We start from the raw sequence: 19,036 nt of genomic DNA, 5'->3' as shown, positions 1-19,036 counted from the left end.
ACTGTGAACGCAAACCCCTTACTGAGTGAACGCAAGAGCGTCACTGAGTGAAGAACTCTCCGCACTTCTGGACGTTCGCGTCCGCCGGGCCCCACGGCATGACGGGCACGGTCGAGGTCGAGTTCTTCGGTGAACCCTCGATCAGCCTGTCCGAATAGACCATGTAGACCAGCACGTTGCGCTTGGCGTCACAGCCGCGCACGATCTGCATTTTCTTGAAGAACAGCGACCGTCGCTGGCGGAACATGTCGTCGCCCTGCTCCATCTTGTTCTTGAACTTGATCGGGCCGATCTGACGGCAGGCGAGCGAAATGTCCGAGACCTCCTCGGCAAGGCCCAGCCAGCCCTTGAAGCCGCCCTTCTCCGGCACCGTGAAATGACACGCCACGCCCTCGACTTCAGGATCGTCGAGGCCGTAGGTCGCAAGCTTGTCGTTCGGGCTCATCCATTTGAACACGGTCGAGCGGCGGAAGATCAAATCCGGCTCGTCCGCGGCGAAGGCGGACGCTGCCGGCACGGTCAGCGCCAGAAGGAATAAAGCGAGGCCTTTCAAGCGGATGCTGGAAAGACTGGGGAAACGAGATGACATGAAGTTCTCCGGTAACAAGTCCCAGCAATGTAGGCATGAGGCGACCGATCAGGAAGACAACCGGGAGGCCAACACGGCCGCCGTTTACCGCTCCGTGAGGCTTTTTTGCTACTCTTTGGACAAAATTAGCTGATCGCAGAACCGCCGTGCTGGTGAACGCGTATCCCCTCTGAGAGACTAACATCTGATTTGGATTATGGATTCGATGATGAACAGCGTGAACGGGTCTGGTTTTTCTGCCAAGCCGGCGCGATTTTGGCAGGTCGCCATTTTGACGGCGGCCGGTGCGATCGGCACGGTGAGCCAAGCGGACGCGGCATTTTATTACTGGACGGATTATTCCGACGGGTCCTACGGGCGCCAGGAGCGCCATCCGGAAGTCCCGCGCCAGAAGCCGCAGAAGCGCGGTGCGGCCGGCAAGAAAGACCTTGTTGCCGAAAAAGAAGTGGGCACGAAACCGCAAGGTCCTCTCGTCATCGTCGTCTCGATCGACCGGCAGAAGGTCACGGTCTACGACACCAACGGCGTGTTCGCGGAATCCCCGGTGTCGACGGGCATGAAGGGCCATTCGACGCCGATGGGTGTGTTCAGCGTCATCCAGAAGCACAAATTTCACCACTCCAACATCTATAGCGGCGCGCCGATGCCGTACATGCAGCGGATCACGTGGTCGGGCGTTGCCATGCATGCCGGCGTGCTGCCGGGCTATCCGGCCTCGCATGGCTGCATCCGCATGCCGATGGCGTTCGCTGTGAAGATGTGGAACTGGACCAGGATGGGCGCGCGCGTGATCGTTTCGCCGGGCCAGATGTCGCCGCAGAACTTCTCACATCCGCTGCTTGCCTCGCTGCGCGTGCCGCTGCAACCCGCGGCCAGCCTCGAGCCGCAGACCAATGCCGGCGACAAGGCCGACAAGGTCGCCGCCAATACCGGAGCCGCCGCAGCAAACCCGGCCGAAACGAAGACCGCCAGCGCCGACGGCGTGCTCGAGTTGCGCTCGTCGGTCGGCCACACCGTCATGTCGGACGTGACCACCGGATATGCCCCGGCCCGCGAGGAGGCGGCGGCATCGGCCGACCAGACCGAGACAACGGCAAAGCCCGAGACCAAGACCGCTGAGGCGGCGGACGCGGCCAAGCCCCAGGCCGGAGACGCCGCGCAGCCCGCCAACACTGAAGCGAAGCCTGTCGAGGCCGCGGAGACGCCGAAGTCCGAAACCGCCAAGCCTGAAACGGCCAAGTCCGAACCCGCGAAGACGCCCGATGCACCGGCCGCGGCGCCAGCGCAGGCGGCCACGCCCGACGTCAAGAAGGACGAAACCCGCGTTGCCGATCCGGCGCCCGTGGCGAAACCTGAAGCGCCCAAGCGGGCGGGCCAGATCGCGGTCTTCATCAGCCGCAAGGATTCCAAGCTCTACGTGCGGCAGAACTTTGCGCCACTGTTCGACGTGCCTGTCACGATCGCCGCGAGCGATCGGCCGCTCGGCACGCATGTCTTCACCGCCGAGGTCGACAAGGCCGATTCCAATGCGCTGCATTGGTCGGTGGTGTCCTTGCCAGTGTCCGTCCGCTCTGCCGCGCGGGAAGATGACCGCCGCATGACGGGCCGCCAGCGTGGCGCGGCCGTGATTCCCGTCGCCGCAAAGCCTGTGGTCACGCCGGATAGCCCGTCCGAGGCCCTCGACCGCGTCTCGATCCCGGCCGACACGATCGCGAAGATCAACGAAATGCTGACGTCAGGCGGCTCGATCATCGTCTCCGACCAGGGCATCAACCAGGGCGAGACTGGCGAAGGCACCGATTTCATCGTCCGTCTGTACTAACGCGCTTGATCGCGGCAGATAACGCGGTGTTGACGAGGCCGCTCACAGCGGCGGGGTAACATGCGCCCCGGATCATTTCGGGGGACGCCGTCATGATGAACCGCAGGACCATGCTCATCGCCGCCTTTGCAGGCACGCTGACACCGGCGACGCGTGCACTGGCGGATGGCGGCATGAGCCGAATCTCCGCCTACGCCTTCTCTTTCCCGGCCTTATCAGGCGAAGACATCCGCCTTGCGGCCTTCACCGGCAAGCCACTGCTGGTGGTCAACACCGCTTCGCTCTGCGGTTACACGCCGCAATATGCCGGCCTGCAAGACATCTGGGGCGAGTTTCGCGAACGCGGCCTCACCGTCATTGGCGTACCCTCCAACGACTTCGGCGGACAGGAGCCCGGCGGCACCAGCGAGATCTCGGAAACCGTCCACCACCAATACGGCGTTACCTTCCCGATCGCGGCCAAGGCCGTCGTGGTAGGTGCGAAGGCGCATCCGTTCTACAAATGGGCGGCAGAGGCGCGCCCGCGAGAAGTTCCTCGCTGGAACTTCCACAAATATCTGATCGGCCGTGACGGGTATATCGCCGACGTCTTTGCATCCACGGTCGAGCCGGCCGACACGCGGGTCAAGACGGCGATCGCGAAGGCACTGGCCGACACTTGACGCCACGCGTTCCCAACCCGGTTGGGCACAATTGGGCTAGCGCGCCAAACAGCCGTTGCAATGGCGAGGGCCCACCATCTAGGCTAGGATCGTTAGGGGCAGGATGGTTTTGCCGGAGGCGAAAAGCCGCGGCGGAACAACGGGATCAATCTCGAGGACAACACCATGCGTGTGGCGGCAGGACTGATATTGGCAAGCGCGATGTCTCTGGCGATGACGGGCGCGGCATGGTCGCAGGCCCCGGCTGCAAAGCCCGCTGCCGCGACGCAGGCCGCACCGGCGGCAACACCGGCTGCGGCTGCGCCCGCTGCAGCACCCGCTCCTGCAGCAGCCGCCGCGCCGGCAGGCTTCGTCAATCCTCCCCCGCCTAAACAGGCGCCGCAGCCCGCCCGCGCCGCCTGCAACACACCGGGCGCGCTCGGGGTCGCCCGCACCGTCGAGATCGACACCACGGGTGGTCCCGGCTTCGGCTTCGAGCATTTCAAGGAGCTCGACTTCCTGCGTGACCACGAGGTGGTGCTGACCTTCGACGACGGCCCCTGGCCCAAGAACACGCCCGCGGTGCTGAAGGCGCTCGCCGACGAGTGCACCACCGGCATCTTCTTCTCGATCGGCAAGCACGCGACCTACGAGCCGGAGATCCTCAAGCAGGTCTACGCGGCTGGCCATACCGTGGGCACCCACACCTGGTCCCACGCCAACCTCAACAACAAGAAGCTCACGGAAGCGCAGCGCAAGGAGGAGATCGAGAAGGGCCTTTCCGCGGTGAAATGGGCGCTCGGCGGCATTTCGCCCTCGCCTTTCTTCCGCTTCCCGGCGCTCCAGCATCCGCCGGAGATGGTCACCTATCTCGGCAACCGCAACACGGCGATCTTCTCCTGCGACATCGACTCCTTCGACTTCAAGGCCTCGAAGCCCGAGAAGGTGATCGAGACCGTCATGAAGAAGCTCGACAGCAAGGGCAAGGGCATCATCCTGATGCACGACTTCCAGAAGCACACTGCGGAAGCGCTGCCTGAATTGCTCAAGCGCCTGAAGGCCGGCGGTTACAAGGTGGTGGCGATGCGCGCCAAGTTCCCGGCCTCGACGCTGCCGGAATACGACCAGGAGCTGCTCAAGGACGTCAAGCTGCCGACAGTGAGCAACCGGCCGGTCAACAGCGTCGTGACGACGGTTTCCGAATAGCCGCGCCATTGTCCTTTCGGATCGAAGGCTACGTCATCGTCTCCGCGGACGGCATGCTCGCCGACGCCGACCATGTCATGCCCGACAGCTTGAAGTTCGAAGGCGACAAGCTGTTCTTCGAGCAGGCGCTCGATCGCGCCGCGCTGATCGTGCACGGCCGTCACTCGCACGAGCAGCAGCCGAATTCAGCAAAGCGCAAGCGCCTGATCCTGACCCGCAAGATCAAGGCTCTGACCGTCGATCCCGAGATGCCGAACGCGACCTTGTGGAATCCGGATCACGCCAGCTTCGAGGACGCCTGCGCGTTCGCCAATGTCGCTTCCGGCACCGTCGCAATCATCGGCGGCCCCGTCGTGTTCGACATGTTTATGGATCGCTACGACACGTTCTGGCTGTCGGAAGCCCCGCATCTGCGGCTGCCCGGCGGCAAAGGCTGTTTTGTCGAAGTACCGGGGCGCACGCCTCAGGAGGTGCTGGCCTCACACGGGATGAAGCCGGGCGCGCCGTATCTGCTCGACGCCTCGCATGACGTGACTGTCACGCCGTGGCGCAGGATGTAGTGGTTTGACCGTCACACGTCCCCGTAGGCCGCCTCGGCCGGACGCGTAGCGCGGCCGTAGCCCATGATCATGAACAGCGCGCCGATGATGGACAGGTTCTTGAGCGCGTCGACCAGCATCTTGCCGTTGTCAGGGGGCACCTGGTTCCAGAAGTCGTAGAACAGGAAGGTCGCGACCGCGACATAGATGATCATCAACATCGCGAAGAAGCGCGCGCCGAAATTCAGCGCGATCATCACCCCCGCGATGATCTCGAGCACGCCAACCGCGATCGCCAGCAGCTGCGGCGTGGTCATGGCCGTCGCCGTCTCGATCTGCTTGGCGTAAGGCGCAATCATGTCGGGCACCACGACCTTGGCGGCGATGAAATCAACGGTCGCCTGCATGGCAAACAATCTTGCCGCACCCGTGTAGATGAACAGCACGGCGAACAGGATCCGCCCAAAAGTCACGAACGCTGGCATGATCGGCCTCTTTGCTCAGGCTTTTTGAAACCGGATTTTTGCGAAAGCATCGGGGGATTATGGAGAGTCGTGCGCCGGTTTACAAACGGGGAAATGGACGAATGCGAGTAATTCAAAACTAGCGCCAAGAGCTTCTTCCCCTCTCCCCTTGCGGGAGAGGGTGGCTCGCCGCGAAGCGGCGAGACGGGTGAGGGGTTTCTATCGGCACGGACAACTCTCGATATTTCGTCTCGCGCAGAGAACCCCTCATCCGGCGCTTCGCGCCACCTTCTCCCGCAGGGGGAGAAGGCACGGCACCTGCCGCGCGGCTAGAGCCCCGCCCTTACGTAAACAACGTCGGCTGCTGCCGCGACGCGCGCTCCTGCGCTTCCACCACAGCCACCGCGGTCATGTTGAGGATGCCTCGCGCCGTCACCGACGGGGTGAGGATGTGGGCCGGGCGCGCCGGGCCGATCAGGATCGGGCCGACAGGAAGCGCGTCCGCCAGCGACTTGATCATCTGGTAGGCGACGTTGGCGGTGTCGAGGCCTGGCATGATCATGATGTTGGCTTCGCCCTCGAGGTTCGAGTGCGGCAGCACCATTTTGCGCGCAGCCGCCGAGAGCGCGGTGTCGCCCTGCATCTCGCCGTCGGCCTCGAGTTCCGGATGCTTCTCCTTCAGGAGCTGGGTCGCCCGGCGCATTTTGCGCGAGGATTCCGTGTCGTAGCTGCCGAAATCCGAATGCGAGACGAAGGCGATCTTCGGCTTGATGTTGAAGCGTTGGACGTGGACCGCCGCGAGCGAGGCGATCTCGGCGAGCTCTTCGGCGCTCGGATTGGGCCGCACCTGGGTGTCGGCGATGAAGAAGGCGCCCTTGCTCGTGATCAGCAGCGCCAGCGCCGCATAGTCGCTGATCCCCGGCGTAAACCCGACGATCTCGCGGACATGGCGCAGATGGCTCATGTAGCGGCCCTCGACGCCGCAGAGCATGGCGTCCGCCTCTCCGCGCACCACCGCGAGCGCCGCGATGACGGTGTTGTTGGTGCGCACCACCGTGCGCGCCGCATCCGGCGTCACGCCGCGGCGGCCGGCGACCTCGACATAGGACTGCACGTAGGAGCGGTAGCGCGGATCGTCCTCGGGATTGACGAGGTCGAAGTCCTTGCCGGCCTTGATCGACAGGCCGAAGCGCTTGATGCGCGCCTCGACCACCGACGGGCGTCCGACCAGGATCGGCGTCGCCAGCTTTTCTTCCAGCACCACCTGGGTCGCGCGCAGCACGCGCTCATCCTCGCCTTCGGCGTAGATCACGCGCACCGGCTGGGTCTTGGCCTTGGCGAACATCGGCTTCATGACGAGGCCGGAGCGGAACGCGAAGCGCTCGAGCAGCGCGGTGTACTCATCGAAATTGGTGATGGGCCGGGTCGCAACGCCCGATTCCATCGCGGCCTTCGCCACCGCCGGCGCGATGCGCAGGATCAACCTCGGATCAAAGGGACTCGGGATCAGCGAGCCCGGGCCAAACCCTTGCGTCTCGCCGGTGTCGAAGCCTTGCGCGACCGCATCGGACGGCGCCTCGCGCGCGAGCTGCGCGATGGCCTCCACGGCGGCGTGCTTCATCTCCTCGTTGATGGCGCTGGCGCCGACATCGAGCGCGCCGCGGAAGATGAAGGGAAAGCACAGGACGTTGTTGACCTGGTTCGGATAATCGGAGCGGCCGGTGCAGATCATGGCGTCGGGACGCACCTTGCGCGCCTCCTCCGGCATGATCTCCGGCGTCGGATTCGCGAGCGCCATGATGAGCGGCTTGTCGCCCATCGCCTTGGCCATCTCGGGCTTGAGCACGCCCGGTGCGGAGAGGCCGATGAAGATGTCGGCGCCGCCGATCACGTCGGCCAGCGTGCGCTTGTCGGTCTTCTGCGCATAGACCGCCTTCCAACGGTCCATCGTGGTGTTGCGGCCTTCGTGAACAAGGCCGTCGATGTCGCAGACCCAGATATTCTTGCGCTGAGCGCCCATCGACACCAGCAGGTTCAGTGTCGCGAGCGCGGCGGCCCCTGCCCCCGATGCCACGATCTTGACGTCCGACAGGTTCTTGCCGTTCAGGCGCAGGCCGTTGGTGATCGCGGCGGCGACGATGATCGCGGTGCCATGCTGGTCGTCATGGAAGACCGGGATCTTCATGCGCTCCTTGAGCTGCGCCTCGATCTCGAAGCATTCCGGTCCGCGGATGTCCTCGAGATTGATGCCACCAAAGGTCGGCTCGAGCGCGGCCACGGTCTCGACCACGCGTTCGATGGTGTCGGCCGCGATCTCGATGTCGAACACGTCGATGCCGGCGAATTTCTTGAACAGGACCGCCTTGCCCTCCATCACCGGCTTCGAGGCCAGCGGGCCGATATTGCCGAGGCCGAGCACGGCGGTGCCGTTCGAAACCACGGCGACCAGATTGGAGCGGATCGTCAGCGTCGCCGCTTCCGCCGGGTTCTTGGCGATCTCCATGCAGGCGGCGGCGACGCCGGGCGAATAGGCCAGCGCGAGATCGCGCTGGTTGGCGAGCGGCTTGCTCGCCTGGATCTCGAGCTTTCCGGGGCGCGGCAGCCGATGATAGGCCAGCGCCGCCTGGTGGAGATCATCAGAATAGGACGACATGCGGTGTCTTGCCTCGCGTTACCGGCCTCAAACTACGTTGTCCTGACCGGCCCGCCTTCGGGTGGTATTTCCGGGTCATGGAAACGGGATGAAGCACGCCGGGCGGCCCGGTGGCAACATCCGATTGCGGCCCCATCAACAGGGCGCGCAGTCAAATATCTGATAGCGCTCACTTTCTCTGGACCGCGCGTTGCTTTGCGAATATGGCAGGTTGCGTCCTGCAACGCGAGCAACTGGAGCTGGGAATGAAGCGAATCCTGATCGGCCTGATCGTCGTGGCCGTGATGGCCGCGGGCGGATGGTTTGGCTTCAATCTCTACGTCCAGCATCGCACCACCGCCGAGGTGGAGGCCGCGTTCGAGCAAATCCGCAAGCAAGGCGGCAAGGCTAGCTACGGCAAGATCGCCTTCGATCTGCCCACGCGCACCCTGACGATCGAGGACATCGCCGTTGAGCCGGGCCAGCCGTTGCAACTGCCGGCCAGGATTGCCGGCGTCAAGGCGATCGGCGTGCGCCAGATCGACGACGTGACCTTCTCCGCCGATGCCATCGAGGTCTCGGGGATCGAATTCGCAATCGACAGTTCGGTCGACTCCTCGCAAGTCAAGACCGCCTACAAGATCCCGCAGGCCACGATACGGGATTACGCCGGGGCGATTCGTGCCCAGCCCCTGCCGGCCTCGAACGCCATCACCGAGCTGTATCGATTTGGCCTCGAACAGTTCAGCGGCGTCACGGCGTCGTCGATCGAGGTACCGACGATCACCGTCACCGTCGACGGCAAGCCCGGTACGGCCAATCCAGGCGGCGGCGATTTCGCCTATTCCGGCCTGGTGATGAAAAACCTGAGACGCGGCAAGGTCGAGGCGACCAAAGCGGATCTGTTCACCTCCACCTTCAAGCTGCCCCAGCCGGGCAAGTCCGACAAGCTCACGGTAGAAATGCCGAATTTCGTCATGAACGATTTCGATGCAGGCGGCATGCTCGCCACGCTCGATCCCGAGAAGGCGAATGACGTCAGCTATCATCAGATCTATCGACAGATTTCGTCAGGGCCTTACATCGTCACCCTCGATGGCGTGCGCCTCCAGATCGACGGCTTCGCCATCGATGATGTCGCCGTGCAGCCGTCGAAATTCCGGCTGGCCGAAATATTTGCGGCGCTGCCACGGGATCAAGCGGCCCCGCCGACTCCGGCACAGGCACGCGAGCTGCTGGAGAAGCTCGCCGGAGTCTATGAGGGTCTTCGCATCGGTAAGGGCGAAATCGGCAAGATGTCGGTCGGCACGTCGCAAGGAACGGCCACCGTTAATGCCATCCGATATCGCGACGGCGAGTTCGCGGTCGAAGGCATCGACACGCCGTCTCCGCAGGGACAGTTCAAGATGGAGCGCTTCGCGCTGAAATCCTTCAGCACGGCGAATTTGATGCGCTGGGCAGCGAGCCTCACCACTCCCGGGCGGCCGCCCTCGCCGGATCAGATGCTCGGGCTGTTCGGCGTGCTCGCAGGCGCGGAGATCAAGGGCGTGACGGCGCCGTTCAAGACCACCAAGGAGCTGGTCATGATCGACACACTGAGCCTGGACTGGGGGCAGCTCGTCGGCTCGATCCCGAGCAAGGCGCATGTGGTTGCCAAATTTGTCACGCCGGCCGATCCATCCGATCCAAAACAGCTTCCATTGATTGCCAGCGGGATCGACAAGCTCGCGGTCGACCTCGATCTCGGCGCTGCCTGGACCGAACAGTCCAACAGCTTCGTTCTGACGCCCGCGACGCTCGACATCGGAGGCATCGCAAGAGCGCAATTGCGTATCGCGCTCGGCAACGTACCACGCGAGGTGTTTTCGGCCGATCCCGCCCAGCTCATGGGCCAGGCGGCCCGGATCGAGGCGGGCACGCTCGAATTCTCATTGCGCGACAGCGGCGTCGTCGATCTCGTCGCGGCACAGTTCGCGCGCATGCAGAAGGTCAGCCGCGATACCGCACGCCAGGCGCTCGTCGAGAGCATCAAGGCTAGACGCGAGCAATTTGCTTCCGCCAATCCGGATGCGAACGCGGTCGTGGACGCGATCGCCCGCTTCGTCGAGACGCCGGGCCAGACGCTTTCCATTAAGCTGTCCCCGCGCGCGAAGGCACCGCTGATGCAATTGATGCAGCTCTTGCAAACCGACCCACAGAGCGCGCTTGCGCAGTTCAGGATCGAGGCGTCGACGGGGCTGTAGTTGGATTTCGTGTCCCGGACGCGCTGCAGCGTGTAACGCTGCTGCGCAGAGCCGGGATCCAGAAGCCTGCTGCTCGCTCAGACATGGGCCCCGGCTCAGCTGCGCACCACTGCGTGCTGCGCTGCGTCCGGGGCACGGACATCTTCCCGCGCAAACTTCACTTCTGCGGCAGATTCACCTTCACGTGCAGCTCCCGGAGCTGCTTGGGGCTGGGCTCCGACGGTGCGCCCATCAGGAGGTCCATGGCCTGCTGGTTCATCGGGAACAGCGAGATCTCGCGCAGATTGTTGGTGCCGCACAAGAGCATGACGATGCGGTCGACGCCGGCGGCCATGCCGCCATGCGGCGGCGCGCCGTACTGGAAGGCGCGGTACATGCCGCCGAAGCGATCAACGACTTCCTGCTCGCCGTACCCTGCGATCTCGAACGCCTTCACCATCGCTTCCGGCACGTGGTTGCGGATTCCGCCCGAGGCGATCTCGTAGCCGTTGCAGGTGATGTCGTACTGGAACGCCTTGATGGTCAGCGGATCCTGGCCCTTCAAGGCATCGAGACCGCCCTGCGGCATCGAGAACGGGTTGTGCGAGAAGTCGACCTTCTTGTCCTCCTCGTTGTACTCGTACATCGGGAAGTCGACGATCCAGGCCAGCTCGAACCGCTCCTTGTCGGTGAGGTTCAACTCCTCGCCGACCTTGTTGCGGGCCAACCCTGAAAACTTCCAGAACTTGTCGGGATCGCCGGCGACAAAGAAGGCGGCATCGCCTTCCTTCACGCCGATCTGCGCGCGGATCGCGGCGGTGCGCTCAGCACCGATGTTGTTGGCGAGCGGACCGGCACCCTCGCCGCCCTCGCGCCACATGATGTAGCCAAGGCCCGGCTGTCCCTCGCCCTGCGCCCATGAATTCATGCGGTCGCAGAAGGCGCGCGAGCCGCCACCCGGCGCCGGGATCGCCCACACCTGGTTCTTGGGGTCCTCCAACATCCGCGCGAACACCTTGAAGCCGGAGCCGCGGAAGTGTTCGGAGACGTCCTGCATCTCGATCGGGTTGCGCAGGTCCGGCTTGTCGCTGCCGTATTTGCGCAGCGCCTCGGCGAAAGGAATCCGGCGCCAGCCCTTGGTCACCGGCTTGCCCTTGGCAAATTCCTCGAACACGCCCGTGATGACAGGCTCCATCGCGGCGAAGACATCTTCCTGCGTGACAAAGCTCATCTCGACGTCGAGCTGATAAAACTCGCCCGGCAGGCGGTCGGCGCGCGGGTCCTCGTCGCGGAAACAGGGCGCGATCTGAAAGTAGCGATCGAAGCCCGACATCATCAGGAGCTGCTTGTACTGCTGCGGCGCCTGCGGCAGCGCGTAGAACTTGCCGGGATGGATGCGCGAGGGCACCAGGAAGTCGCGCGCGCCCTCCGGTGAGGACGCGGTCAGGATCGGCGTGTTGAACTCGAAGAAGCCCTGCCCCTCCATCCGCCTGCGCATCGACTTGATGACTTCGACGCGCGTCATGATGTTCTGATGCAGCTTCTCGCGACGCAGGTCGAGGAAGCGATACTTCAGGCGGATGTCCTCGGGATATTCCTGGTCGCCGAACACCGGCAGCGGCAGGTCGCCGGCCGGGCCCAGCACCTCGATCTCGCTGACATAGATCTCGATCTTGCCGGTCGGCAGATCGTCATTGTCGGTGCCTTCGGGGCGGCGGCGGACTTTGCCATCCATCTTGACCACGAATTCCGAACGCAGCTTCTCGGCCTGCGAGAACGCCGGCGAGTCCGGATCGACCACGCACTGGGTCAGGCCGTAATGGTCGCGCAGGTCGATGAACAGCACGCCGCCATGGTCGCGAACGCGATGGACCCAGCCCGAAAGGCGGACCGTCTCGCCGATGTTGCTCTCGCGGAGCGCGCCGCATGTATGTGACCGGTAGCGATGCATGGTCGTCCCAAATTCAATGTCGGAGGATCGAATCGAACCGCCGAAACGGCCGGTCCAAAGTTGCGGCAGGGTTTACCTCGGGAGGACGGGGGCGGCAACCAAGGGAACGGCCCGTTTTCGGCTGGAAGTGCCCATTTTTGCCCAATCTGGGCTCAAGCCTTTGCCATCAGGCGTTCCACCCCTATCTTGAGGCCATGACAGTCCATTTCCCGTTCCAGAACTCCTATTCGGCGCTGCCGGACAGCTTTTTCGCCCGGGTCGCACCGACGCCCGTGACAGCGCCCCGGCTGATCAAGCTGAACCGGCCGCTGGCGGTCCAGCTCGGGCTCGATCCTGATGTGCTGGAGACCCCTGAGGGCGCCGAAATCCTGGCGGGTAAGACAGTTCCCGCCGGGGCCGATCCCATCGCCATGGCCTATGCCGGCCACCAGTTCGGGAATTTCGTGCCGCAGCTCGGCGATGGCCGCGCCATCCTGCTCGGCGAAGTCATCGACAAGAGCGGCGTCCGCCGCGACATCCAGCTCAAGGGCTCGGGCCCCACCCCGTTCTCCCGCCGCGGCGACGGCCGTGCCGCGCTCGGGCCGGTGCTGCGCGAATACATCGTCAGCGAGGCGATGTTCGCACTGGGCATTCCGACCACGCGCTCGCTCGCGGCCGTCGTCACGGGCGAACATGTGCTGCGCGAGACGGCGCTGCCGGGCGCGGTGCTGACGCGCGTCGCCTCGAGCCATATCCGCGTCGGCACCTTCCAATTCTTCGCTGCCCGCCGCGACACCGAGGCGGTCCGCCGGCTCGCCGACCACGTCATCACCCGCCATTATCCGGAGCTGCTTGGCGCCGAGCGGCCCTATCACGCGCTGCTGTCCGGCGTCGTCGCGCGCCAGGCCGAACTGGTCGCACGCTGGCTGCTTGTCGGCTTCATCCATGGCGTGATGAACACCGACAACTCTTCCATCTCCGGCGAGACGATCGATTACGGTCCGTGCGCCTTCATGGATTCCTACAATCCGTCGCAGGTGTTTTCCTCGATCGACGAGATGGGCCGCTATGCCTACGCCAACCAGCCGCGCATCGCGCTGTGGAATCTGACGCGGCTTGCCGAATGCCTGCTGCCGCTGTTCTCCGACGATCAGGAAAAGGCGGTTGCCGAGGCCCAGGACATTCTCGGCGCCTTCTCCGAGACGTTCAGCGACACCTATCAGGCGGGCCTGCGCAAGAAGGTCGGCCTGTTCACGGAGCGCGACGGCGACGACGCGCTGATCCAGGACCTGCTGGATGCCATGGCCAAGAACCAGGCCGACTTCACCCTCACCTTCCGCAAGCTCGGTGACGCAGTTGGCGATCCGGCTGCTGACGATGCACGCGCGCAATTCACGGACCCCGCGGCGTTCGACGAGTGGGCCAGGCGCTGGCACGAGCGCACAGCGCTGGAGCCGCAGAGCGCAGCCGAACGGCAAGCCGCCATGCACGCCGTCAACCCGATTTTCATCCCGCGCAACCACCGCATCGAGGCCGTGATCCGGGCCGCGGTCAACGATGACAACTACGCGCCGTTCGAGGAGCTGGTGAAGGTCTTGGCCAAACCGTTCGAGGACCAGCCGGACTACGCCGCCTATGCCGATCCTCCGCTGCCGGACCAGCGGGTGCTGCAGACGTTTTGCGGGACGTAATGACAAACTCGGTGCGTAGGGTGGATTAGCCGAAGGCGTGCTAAGCCGAGCTTGTGGACGCCTCGCGCCACCGGAACCGCTGTCATCAAACTGAAACACTCGTACTCTAACGGCCTGTCAGGGTCGTCTTGCCGGAGGCGCCCACCCTCCAACGATCCTGACAAGTGCCATGCCTTTCAAGTTCATCCACATCACTGACACGCATCTCGCGAACCCCGGGCTGCAGCTGTATGGCCTCGACCCGCGCGCCCGACTGGACGCTGCGATTGCCGACATCAACAAGCATCACGTCGATGCCGCCTTCGCGGTCGTGACCGGCGACCTCACCCATTGGGGCGAGCCTGAATCCTACGCCAATTTCGCAGACGCAATGTCCGCGCTGAAAATCCCATACGTCGCCATGGTCGGCAACCATGACCGCCGTGTCGCCTGCCTGGACGGCTTGAGGTCCGCCCCGCGCGATCCGAACGGCTTCGTGCAGGGGACGCGCACCACCGAGCACGGTCTGTTCGTGTTTCTGGACACGCTGGACGAGACCAGCCATGCCGGCGAGATGTGCGCCAAGCGCCTCGGCTGGCTCGCGAGCACGCTCGCGGCCGCGCCGGCGGACATGCCGTTCGTGGTCTTCATGCACCATCCGCCGTTCCCGGTCGGCGTCCATGCGATGGACGAAATCTCGCTGGCACAGAGCGCCGAATTCGCCGAGGTGATCGCGCCCTACCGGTCGCGCATCCGCCACCTCTTCTTCGGCCACGTGCACCGGCCGATCTTCGGCAGCTACGGCAAGATCCCGTTCTCGACGCTTCGCGGCACCAACCACCAGGTTTGGTTCGAGCTCGACGCTGCCGCGGCCGAGCATCTCGCCAGCCACGAGCCGCCGGCCTACGGCGTGGTGCTGATCGACGGCGAGAACCTGGTCGTGCACAGCCACGACTTCCTCGACACCAGTCTGCGCTTTCCCTTCGAGCCACCGGCGGGAGTGGACGGCCGCGACTATGCGCTCAATTTCCCGGCGCGATGAGATGAGCTTCGCAGAACCCGCGGCTCTCCCGGTCGCGGCCTCGGCGCCGCCGCGCCTGCATATCCTGAATCGGTTTTCTCACCGCTTCAAAACCTCCCTGCCCGCCTATCTGCTGCTGCTGCCCTCGCTCGTCTTCCTCGCGCTGTTCACCTACGGTGCGATGGGCCGCGTCCTCGTCGACGCGCTCTATCAGCGCGCCACGCCCAGGGCGCCGGTTCGTTTCGTCGGTCTCGACAACATCGCAGCGGTGCTTGCTGACCCCGCCTTCACCGGCGCGGTCGTCAACAATCTCGTTTATGCCGTCGGCACGGCGATCCCGAGCATTGGCCTCGCGCTGCTGTTCGCGCTGGCGCTGTCGCGCACCAACGCGTTGACCAGTGCACTGCGCGCCGCGCTGTTCCTGCCGGTGCTGATCCCGATGGTCGCGGCCTCCGCGCTGTTCCTGTTCATCTTTCTGCCCAATGTCGGACTGCTCGACTATTACATCGGCCGTTTCCTGCCGGTGCTGCCGAATTGGCTCGGCGATTCCGACATCGCGCTCTATGCCATCATGGTCATCACGATCTGGAAGAACGCCGGCTATTACATGCTGTTCTTCCTGGCCGGCCTCCAGGCGGTGCCGGAAGATGTCATGGAAGCCGCCCATCTGGACGGCGCAGGGCCGTACCAGCGGCTGCGCCACATCATCCTGCCCGAGCTCAAGCCCACCTTCCTGTTCGTCACGGTCATCGCCACACTCAACGCGGTCACGCAGGTCGACCACGTCTTTGTCATGACCAAAGGCGGGCCGTCCAACGCGACCAATCTCGTGCTGTTCTACATCTACCAGCAGGCGGTCGAGCACTACGACATCGGCAAGGCCTCGGCAGCGACACTGCTGACGCTTGCGGCGCTGATGGGCCTCACCGCGCTCTCCTTCCGGACCATGGCGAACCGCGAGGGCGGGGCATGAAGCTGATCGATAAGCTCTTCAAGGACGCCCCGCTCGCCACCCGCCGCGAGATCACGCCAAAGCTCGGCTTTGCGCTGACCGTGCTGCTCGCGGTGGTCTGGCTGATCCCGTTCCTGTGGATGGGCGTGGCGACGCTGCGCCCGGCATCCGACGGCATCAATCTGATGGCCGAGCTGATGCCGAGCCTGAAGCCGACGCTCGACAACGTCAGGGACGCCTGGGAAATCGGCGATTTCCCGCGTTACACCCTCAACACTATCATGATCTGCACCGGCATCCTGTTGGTGCAGGTCGTCACGATCACGCTGGCGGGCTTTGCCTTTGCCCGGCTCGACTTCGCCGGAAAATGGCTGATTTTCTATCTCTTCCTCATGCAGCTGATGCTGGTGCCGGTGCTGCTGATCGTGCCCAATTTGAGCCTGGTGGCACAGCTCGGCCTCTATGACACCCTCACTGGCGTGATGATGCCGTTCTTCGCTTCCGCCTTCGGCACCTTCCTGATGCGGCAGGCGTTCGAGGCTATACCGACCGAGCTGGAAGACGCTGCCCTGATCGACGGCGCCAGCCTGCTCCAGCGCATCCGCCACATCTACGTGCCGCTGTCGATGCCGAGCTTCTCGGCCTTCGCCATCATCTCCGTCACGAGCCACTGGAACGACTTCCTGTGGCCTCTGATGGTGATCAACTCGCCGGACAAGCGGCCGCTCACGGTGGGACTCTCGGTGTTCACCGCGACCGCGGAAGGCACGCAGGCCTGGGGCACCATCGCCGCCGGCACGCTGATGGTGATCGCACCGCTGCTCATCACCTTCCTGATCTTCCAGAAACGCTTCATCAGCTCTTTCGTCACCTCAGGCATCAAATAGGAGATTTCTCGATGCTGTTTTCCCGCAGGATCATGCTTGGCCTTGCCATTGCAGGCACTTTGGCAAGCGCCCTCACCTTCCCGGCGCTGGCCGAAGGCCCGACCGAGATCGACCTGTTCTTCCCCGTCCCCGTCGACGGCAAGCTCGCCCGCGACATGGGCACCTTGATCAAGGAGTTCAACGAGACCCATCCCGCGATCAAGGCGACCGCCGTCTACACCGGCTCTTATGACGACACGCTGATCAAGACGCGCGCCTCGATCAAGGCCGGCAAGCCGCCGGCTGCCGTGATCATGTCGGCGAACTTCCTGCTCGATATGCAGATCGAGAACGAGCTCACCAACCTCGATCCCTTGATCGCCGCCGACGGCACCACCAAGGAGCAGTTTCTGGGCCAGTTCTTTCCGGCGCTGCAGGGCAACGCGGTGATCAACCGCTCAGTCTACGGCGTGCCATTCCATAACTCGACGCCGCTGCTCTACATCAACGCCGACAAGGCCAAGGAAGCGGGCCTCGATCCGAGCAAGCCGCCGCAGACCTGGGCTGAATTGACCGACTGGGCCAAGAAGCTCACCAAGCGCGAGGGTGACAAGGTGACCCAATGGGGCATCGCGATCCCGTGCGCCTACGATTATTGCGGCTGGATGATGGAAACGCTCACCATGACCAATGGCGGGCGCTACTACAACGAGGAGTTCGGCGGCGAGGTCTACTACGACACGCCCTCGATGCTGGGCGCGCTGACCTGGTGGAACGACCTCGTCACCAAGCACAAGGTTCACCCGCCCGGCGCGACGCCTGGCCCGGCCGTCAGCACCTCCTTCATTTCCGGCAATGCCGCGATGATGATGCTCTCGACGGGCTCGCTGACCTATGTGCGTGACAACGCCAAGTTCGCCTACAAGGTTGCCTTCATCCCGCGCAACGTCCGCAACGCCGTGCCGATCGGCGGCGCCTCGCTGATCGTTCCGGCGGGCCAGGAAGCCGACAAGCAGAAGGCCGCCTGGACGCTGATCAAGTGGATGACCTCGCCCGAGAAGAGCGGCTGGTGGAGCCGCGCCACCGGGTATTTCGCTCCCAACATGGCCGCCTACAAGACGCCTGACATGGTCGAATTCCTGAACAAGAACCCGGACGCCAAGACCGCCGTCGAACAGCTCGACGTCGCAAAACCGTGGTTTGCGACCTACAAGACCGTGCCGGTGCGCAAGACGCTGGAGGACGAGGTCATGCTGGTCCTCAACGGCAAGAAGCAGCCGAAGGAGGCCCTAGTGGCCGCCCAGAAGGCGGCCGACGAGACGCTGAAGCCGTACAATGCGGAGACGTCGCTGAAGCTGCCGTAAGGCTGGGTGCAACGTCAAACGAACGTCGGCGTCCCGTCCTGCGGGGCGCCGAATGCGTTTCGGGGAGGTGCTCTCGTTCGCATCGCCACGAGACTCTCAGATCGTCACCACGATCTTGCCGAACTGCTCGTTTGACTCCAGGAACCGATGCGCCTCGACGATCTCTTCGAAGGGAAACGTTTTGGCGATGATCGGCTGCAATGCGCCGGCGCGCAGCCCGTCGAGGATGAAGGCCTTCGCCATCGCAAGTCGCGCGGGATCGCGGATGATCTCGTGCACGAGATAGCCGCGCAGCGTCAGGCTCTTGGTCAGGACGTTGACCAGCGGAAACGGCGTCGGCTCGGGGCTCAGGCCGCCATATTCGATGAGAACGCCACCCGGCGACATCGCGGCGGTGAGCGGCTCAAATATGGGGCCGCCGACCGCGTCGAATACCACGCGAACGCCGTTTGAGCCGACAATGTCCTCCAGGCGCGACCGGATGTCCTCTTCCAACGAGGCGATGACGTCGCCGGCACCAGCATCGCGCAAGCCCTGCCGCTTGATCGAGGTTCGGGTCACCGCAATCGGGATCGCACCGATCCGGTTCGCGATCTGAATCGCCGCAAGCCCGACGCTGCTCGACGCCGCGGTGATGACTACGGCCTCCCCTCGCTCCAGCCCAGCAATATCGACCAGGGCGCCGAACGCCGTCAGATATTGCATCCATACCGCGGCCGCCGCGTTGAAGCCGAGCTCGGGCGGGTGCTTCACGACGAACTCGGCTGGAAACGTGAGGAGCTCGCCATAAGCCGGCCATCGCACCATCGACACGGGTGGCACGATGCTGACGGCCTCCCCCGGCGAAAAGCCGCTCACGCCTTCGCCCATCGCCTCGACGATGCCGGCGGCCTCGAGACCAAGGCCGGACGGAAGCGTCGCGGTCTCGATATAGGCCCCCCTCCGCAAGAGCGCTTCCGCGCGATTGAGCCCGAGCGCCTTGACCCTGATCTGCACCTCACCTCTCCCCGGAGGCGCGACGTCGACGGTCTCGATGCGCAGCACCTCGGGGCCACCATGTCTGTGGAAGCGAACGACGCGCGCCATGAACACACTCCAAAACAATTGAATTGAATGGA

15 protein-coding genes are annotated in these 19,036 nt (G+C 64.1%); 10 read left to right on the top strand and 5 right to left on the bottom strand.

Translation table 11 applies throughout. From position 1 onward, the window contains the following. Positions 1–40: 40 nt before the first annotated feature. The gene (locus ABIB90_RS27485; RefSeq protein WP_354163420.1) at positions 41–589 is read right to left on the bottom strand and encodes a CreA family protein; all 549 of its coding nucleotides are present in this window, start codon (positions 587–589) and stop codon (positions 41–43) included. A 208-nt stretch (positions 590–797) separates the two neighbouring features. On the opposite strand from ABIB90_RS27485, the gene ABIB90_RS27480 reads away from it, so the two are divergent. From ABIB90_RS27480 to ABIB90_RS27465, 4 genes are all read left to right on the top strand, one after another. Continuing rightward, positions 798–2,411, top strand: a complete 1,614-nt coding sequence (locus tag ABIB90_RS27480; protein WP_354163422.1) for a L,D-transpeptidase — start codon at positions 798–800, stop codon at positions 2,409–2,411. 92 nt (positions 2,412–2,503) lie between these two features. Continuing rightward, on the top strand, positions 2,504–3,073 hold the full coding sequence (locus ABIB90_RS27475) for a glutathione peroxidase (protein WP_354163424.1): 570 nt from the start codon (positions 2,504–2,506) through the stop codon (positions 3,071–3,073). Positions 3,074–3,238: 165 nt separating this feature from the next. After that, on the top strand, positions 3,239–4,258 hold the full coding sequence (locus ABIB90_RS27470) for a polysaccharide deacetylase family protein (RefSeq protein WP_354163426.1): 1,020 nt from the start codon (positions 3,239–3,241) through the stop codon (positions 4,256–4,258). An 8-nt stretch (positions 4,259–4,266) separates the two neighbouring features. Beyond that, positions 4,267–4,818, top strand: coding sequence for a dihydrofolate reductase family protein (locus tag ABIB90_RS27465; RefSeq protein WP_354163428.1), 552 nt, complete (start codon positions 4,267–4,269; stop codon positions 4,816–4,818). An 11-nt stretch (positions 4,819–4,829) separates the two neighbouring features. On the opposite strand, the gene ABIB90_RS27460 is transcribed toward ABIB90_RS27465, so the two are convergent. Beyond that, positions 4,830–5,282, bottom strand: a complete 453-nt coding sequence (locus ABIB90_RS27460) for a DoxX family protein (protein ID WP_007591884.1) — start codon at positions 5,280–5,282, stop codon at positions 4,830–4,832. 322 nt (positions 5,283–5,604) lie between these two features. Then, positions 5,605–7,914, bottom strand: a complete 2,310-nt coding sequence (locus ABIB90_RS27455) for an NADP-dependent malic enzyme (protein ID WP_354163430.1) — start codon at positions 7,912–7,914, stop codon at positions 5,605–5,607. A 245-nt stretch (positions 7,915–8,159) separates the two neighbouring features. On the opposite strand from ABIB90_RS27455, the gene ABIB90_RS27450 reads away from it, so the two are divergent. After that, the gene (locus tag ABIB90_RS27450; protein WP_354163432.1) at positions 8,160–10,136 is read left to right on the top strand and encodes an aq_1923 C-terminal domain; all 1,977 of its coding nucleotides are present in this window, start codon (positions 8,160–8,162) and stop codon (positions 10,134–10,136) included. Between the two features lie 157 nt (positions 10,137–10,293). Here ABIB90_RS27450 and aspS read toward each other — a convergent pair whose 3' ends face one another. After that, on the bottom strand, positions 10,294–12,066 hold the full coding sequence (aspS, locus tag ABIB90_RS27445; RefSeq protein ID WP_354163435.1) for an aspartate--tRNA ligase: 1,773 nt from the start codon (positions 12,064–12,066) through the stop codon (positions 10,294–10,296). A 194-nt stretch (positions 12,067–12,260) separates the two neighbouring features. Between aspS and ABIB90_RS27440 the strand changes: the two genes are divergently transcribed. The 5 genes from ABIB90_RS27440 (at position 12,261) to ABIB90_RS27420 (ending at position 17,918) form a co-directional block, all read left to right on the top strand. Next, the gene (locus ABIB90_RS27440) at positions 12,261–13,736 is read left to right on the top strand and encodes a protein adenylyltransferase SelO (RefSeq protein WP_354163437.1); all 1,476 of its coding nucleotides are present in this window, start codon (positions 12,261–12,263) and stop codon (positions 13,734–13,736) included. 169 nt (positions 13,737–13,905) lie between these two features. Next, complete coding sequence (locus tag ABIB90_RS27435; RefSeq protein WP_354163439.1) at positions 13,906–14,757, top strand: phosphodiesterase; 852 nt, start codon at positions 13,906–13,908, stop codon at positions 14,755–14,757. A gap of 1 nt (position 14,758) precedes the next feature. Next, positions 14,759–15,709 carry a carbohydrate ABC transporter permease gene (locus ABIB90_RS27430; RefSeq protein WP_035992818.1) on the top strand — a complete coding sequence of 317 codons (951 nt, stop codon included), beginning with the start codon at positions 14,759–14,761 and terminating at the stop codon, positions 15,707–15,709. Next, complete coding sequence (locus ABIB90_RS27425) at positions 15,706–16,575, top strand: carbohydrate ABC transporter permease (RefSeq protein ID WP_354163441.1); 870 nt, start codon at positions 15,706–15,708, stop codon at positions 16,573–16,575. The genes ABIB90_RS27430 and ABIB90_RS27425 overlap by 4 nt, the downstream gene beginning before the upstream one ends. A gap of 11 nt (positions 16,576–16,586) precedes the next feature. Beyond that, positions 16,587–17,918: an ABC transporter substrate-binding protein gene (locus tag ABIB90_RS27420; protein ID WP_354163443.1), complete on the top strand. Its 1,332-nt coding sequence runs from the start codon at positions 16,587–16,589 to the stop codon at positions 17,916–17,918. Between the two features lie 96 nt (positions 17,919–18,014). Here ABIB90_RS27420 and ABIB90_RS27415 read toward each other — a convergent pair whose 3' ends face one another. Continuing rightward, entirely contained in the window at positions 18,015–19,004 is a 990-nt protein-coding gene (locus ABIB90_RS27415; RefSeq protein WP_354163445.1) for a zinc-dependent alcohol dehydrogenase family protein, read from the bottom strand. Positions 19,005–19,036: the final 32 nt, after the last annotated feature.

Source organism: Bradyrhizobium sp. JR4.1, assembly GCF_040548605.1.
In the GTDB taxonomy this organism is placed as follows: domain Bacteria; phylum Pseudomonadota; class Alphaproteobacteria; order Rhizobiales; family Xanthobacteraceae; genus Bradyrhizobium; species Bradyrhizobium canariense.
Note: the sequence above shows the minus strand (reverse complement) of the source record. Positions and strands in the feature narration are given on the sequence as shown.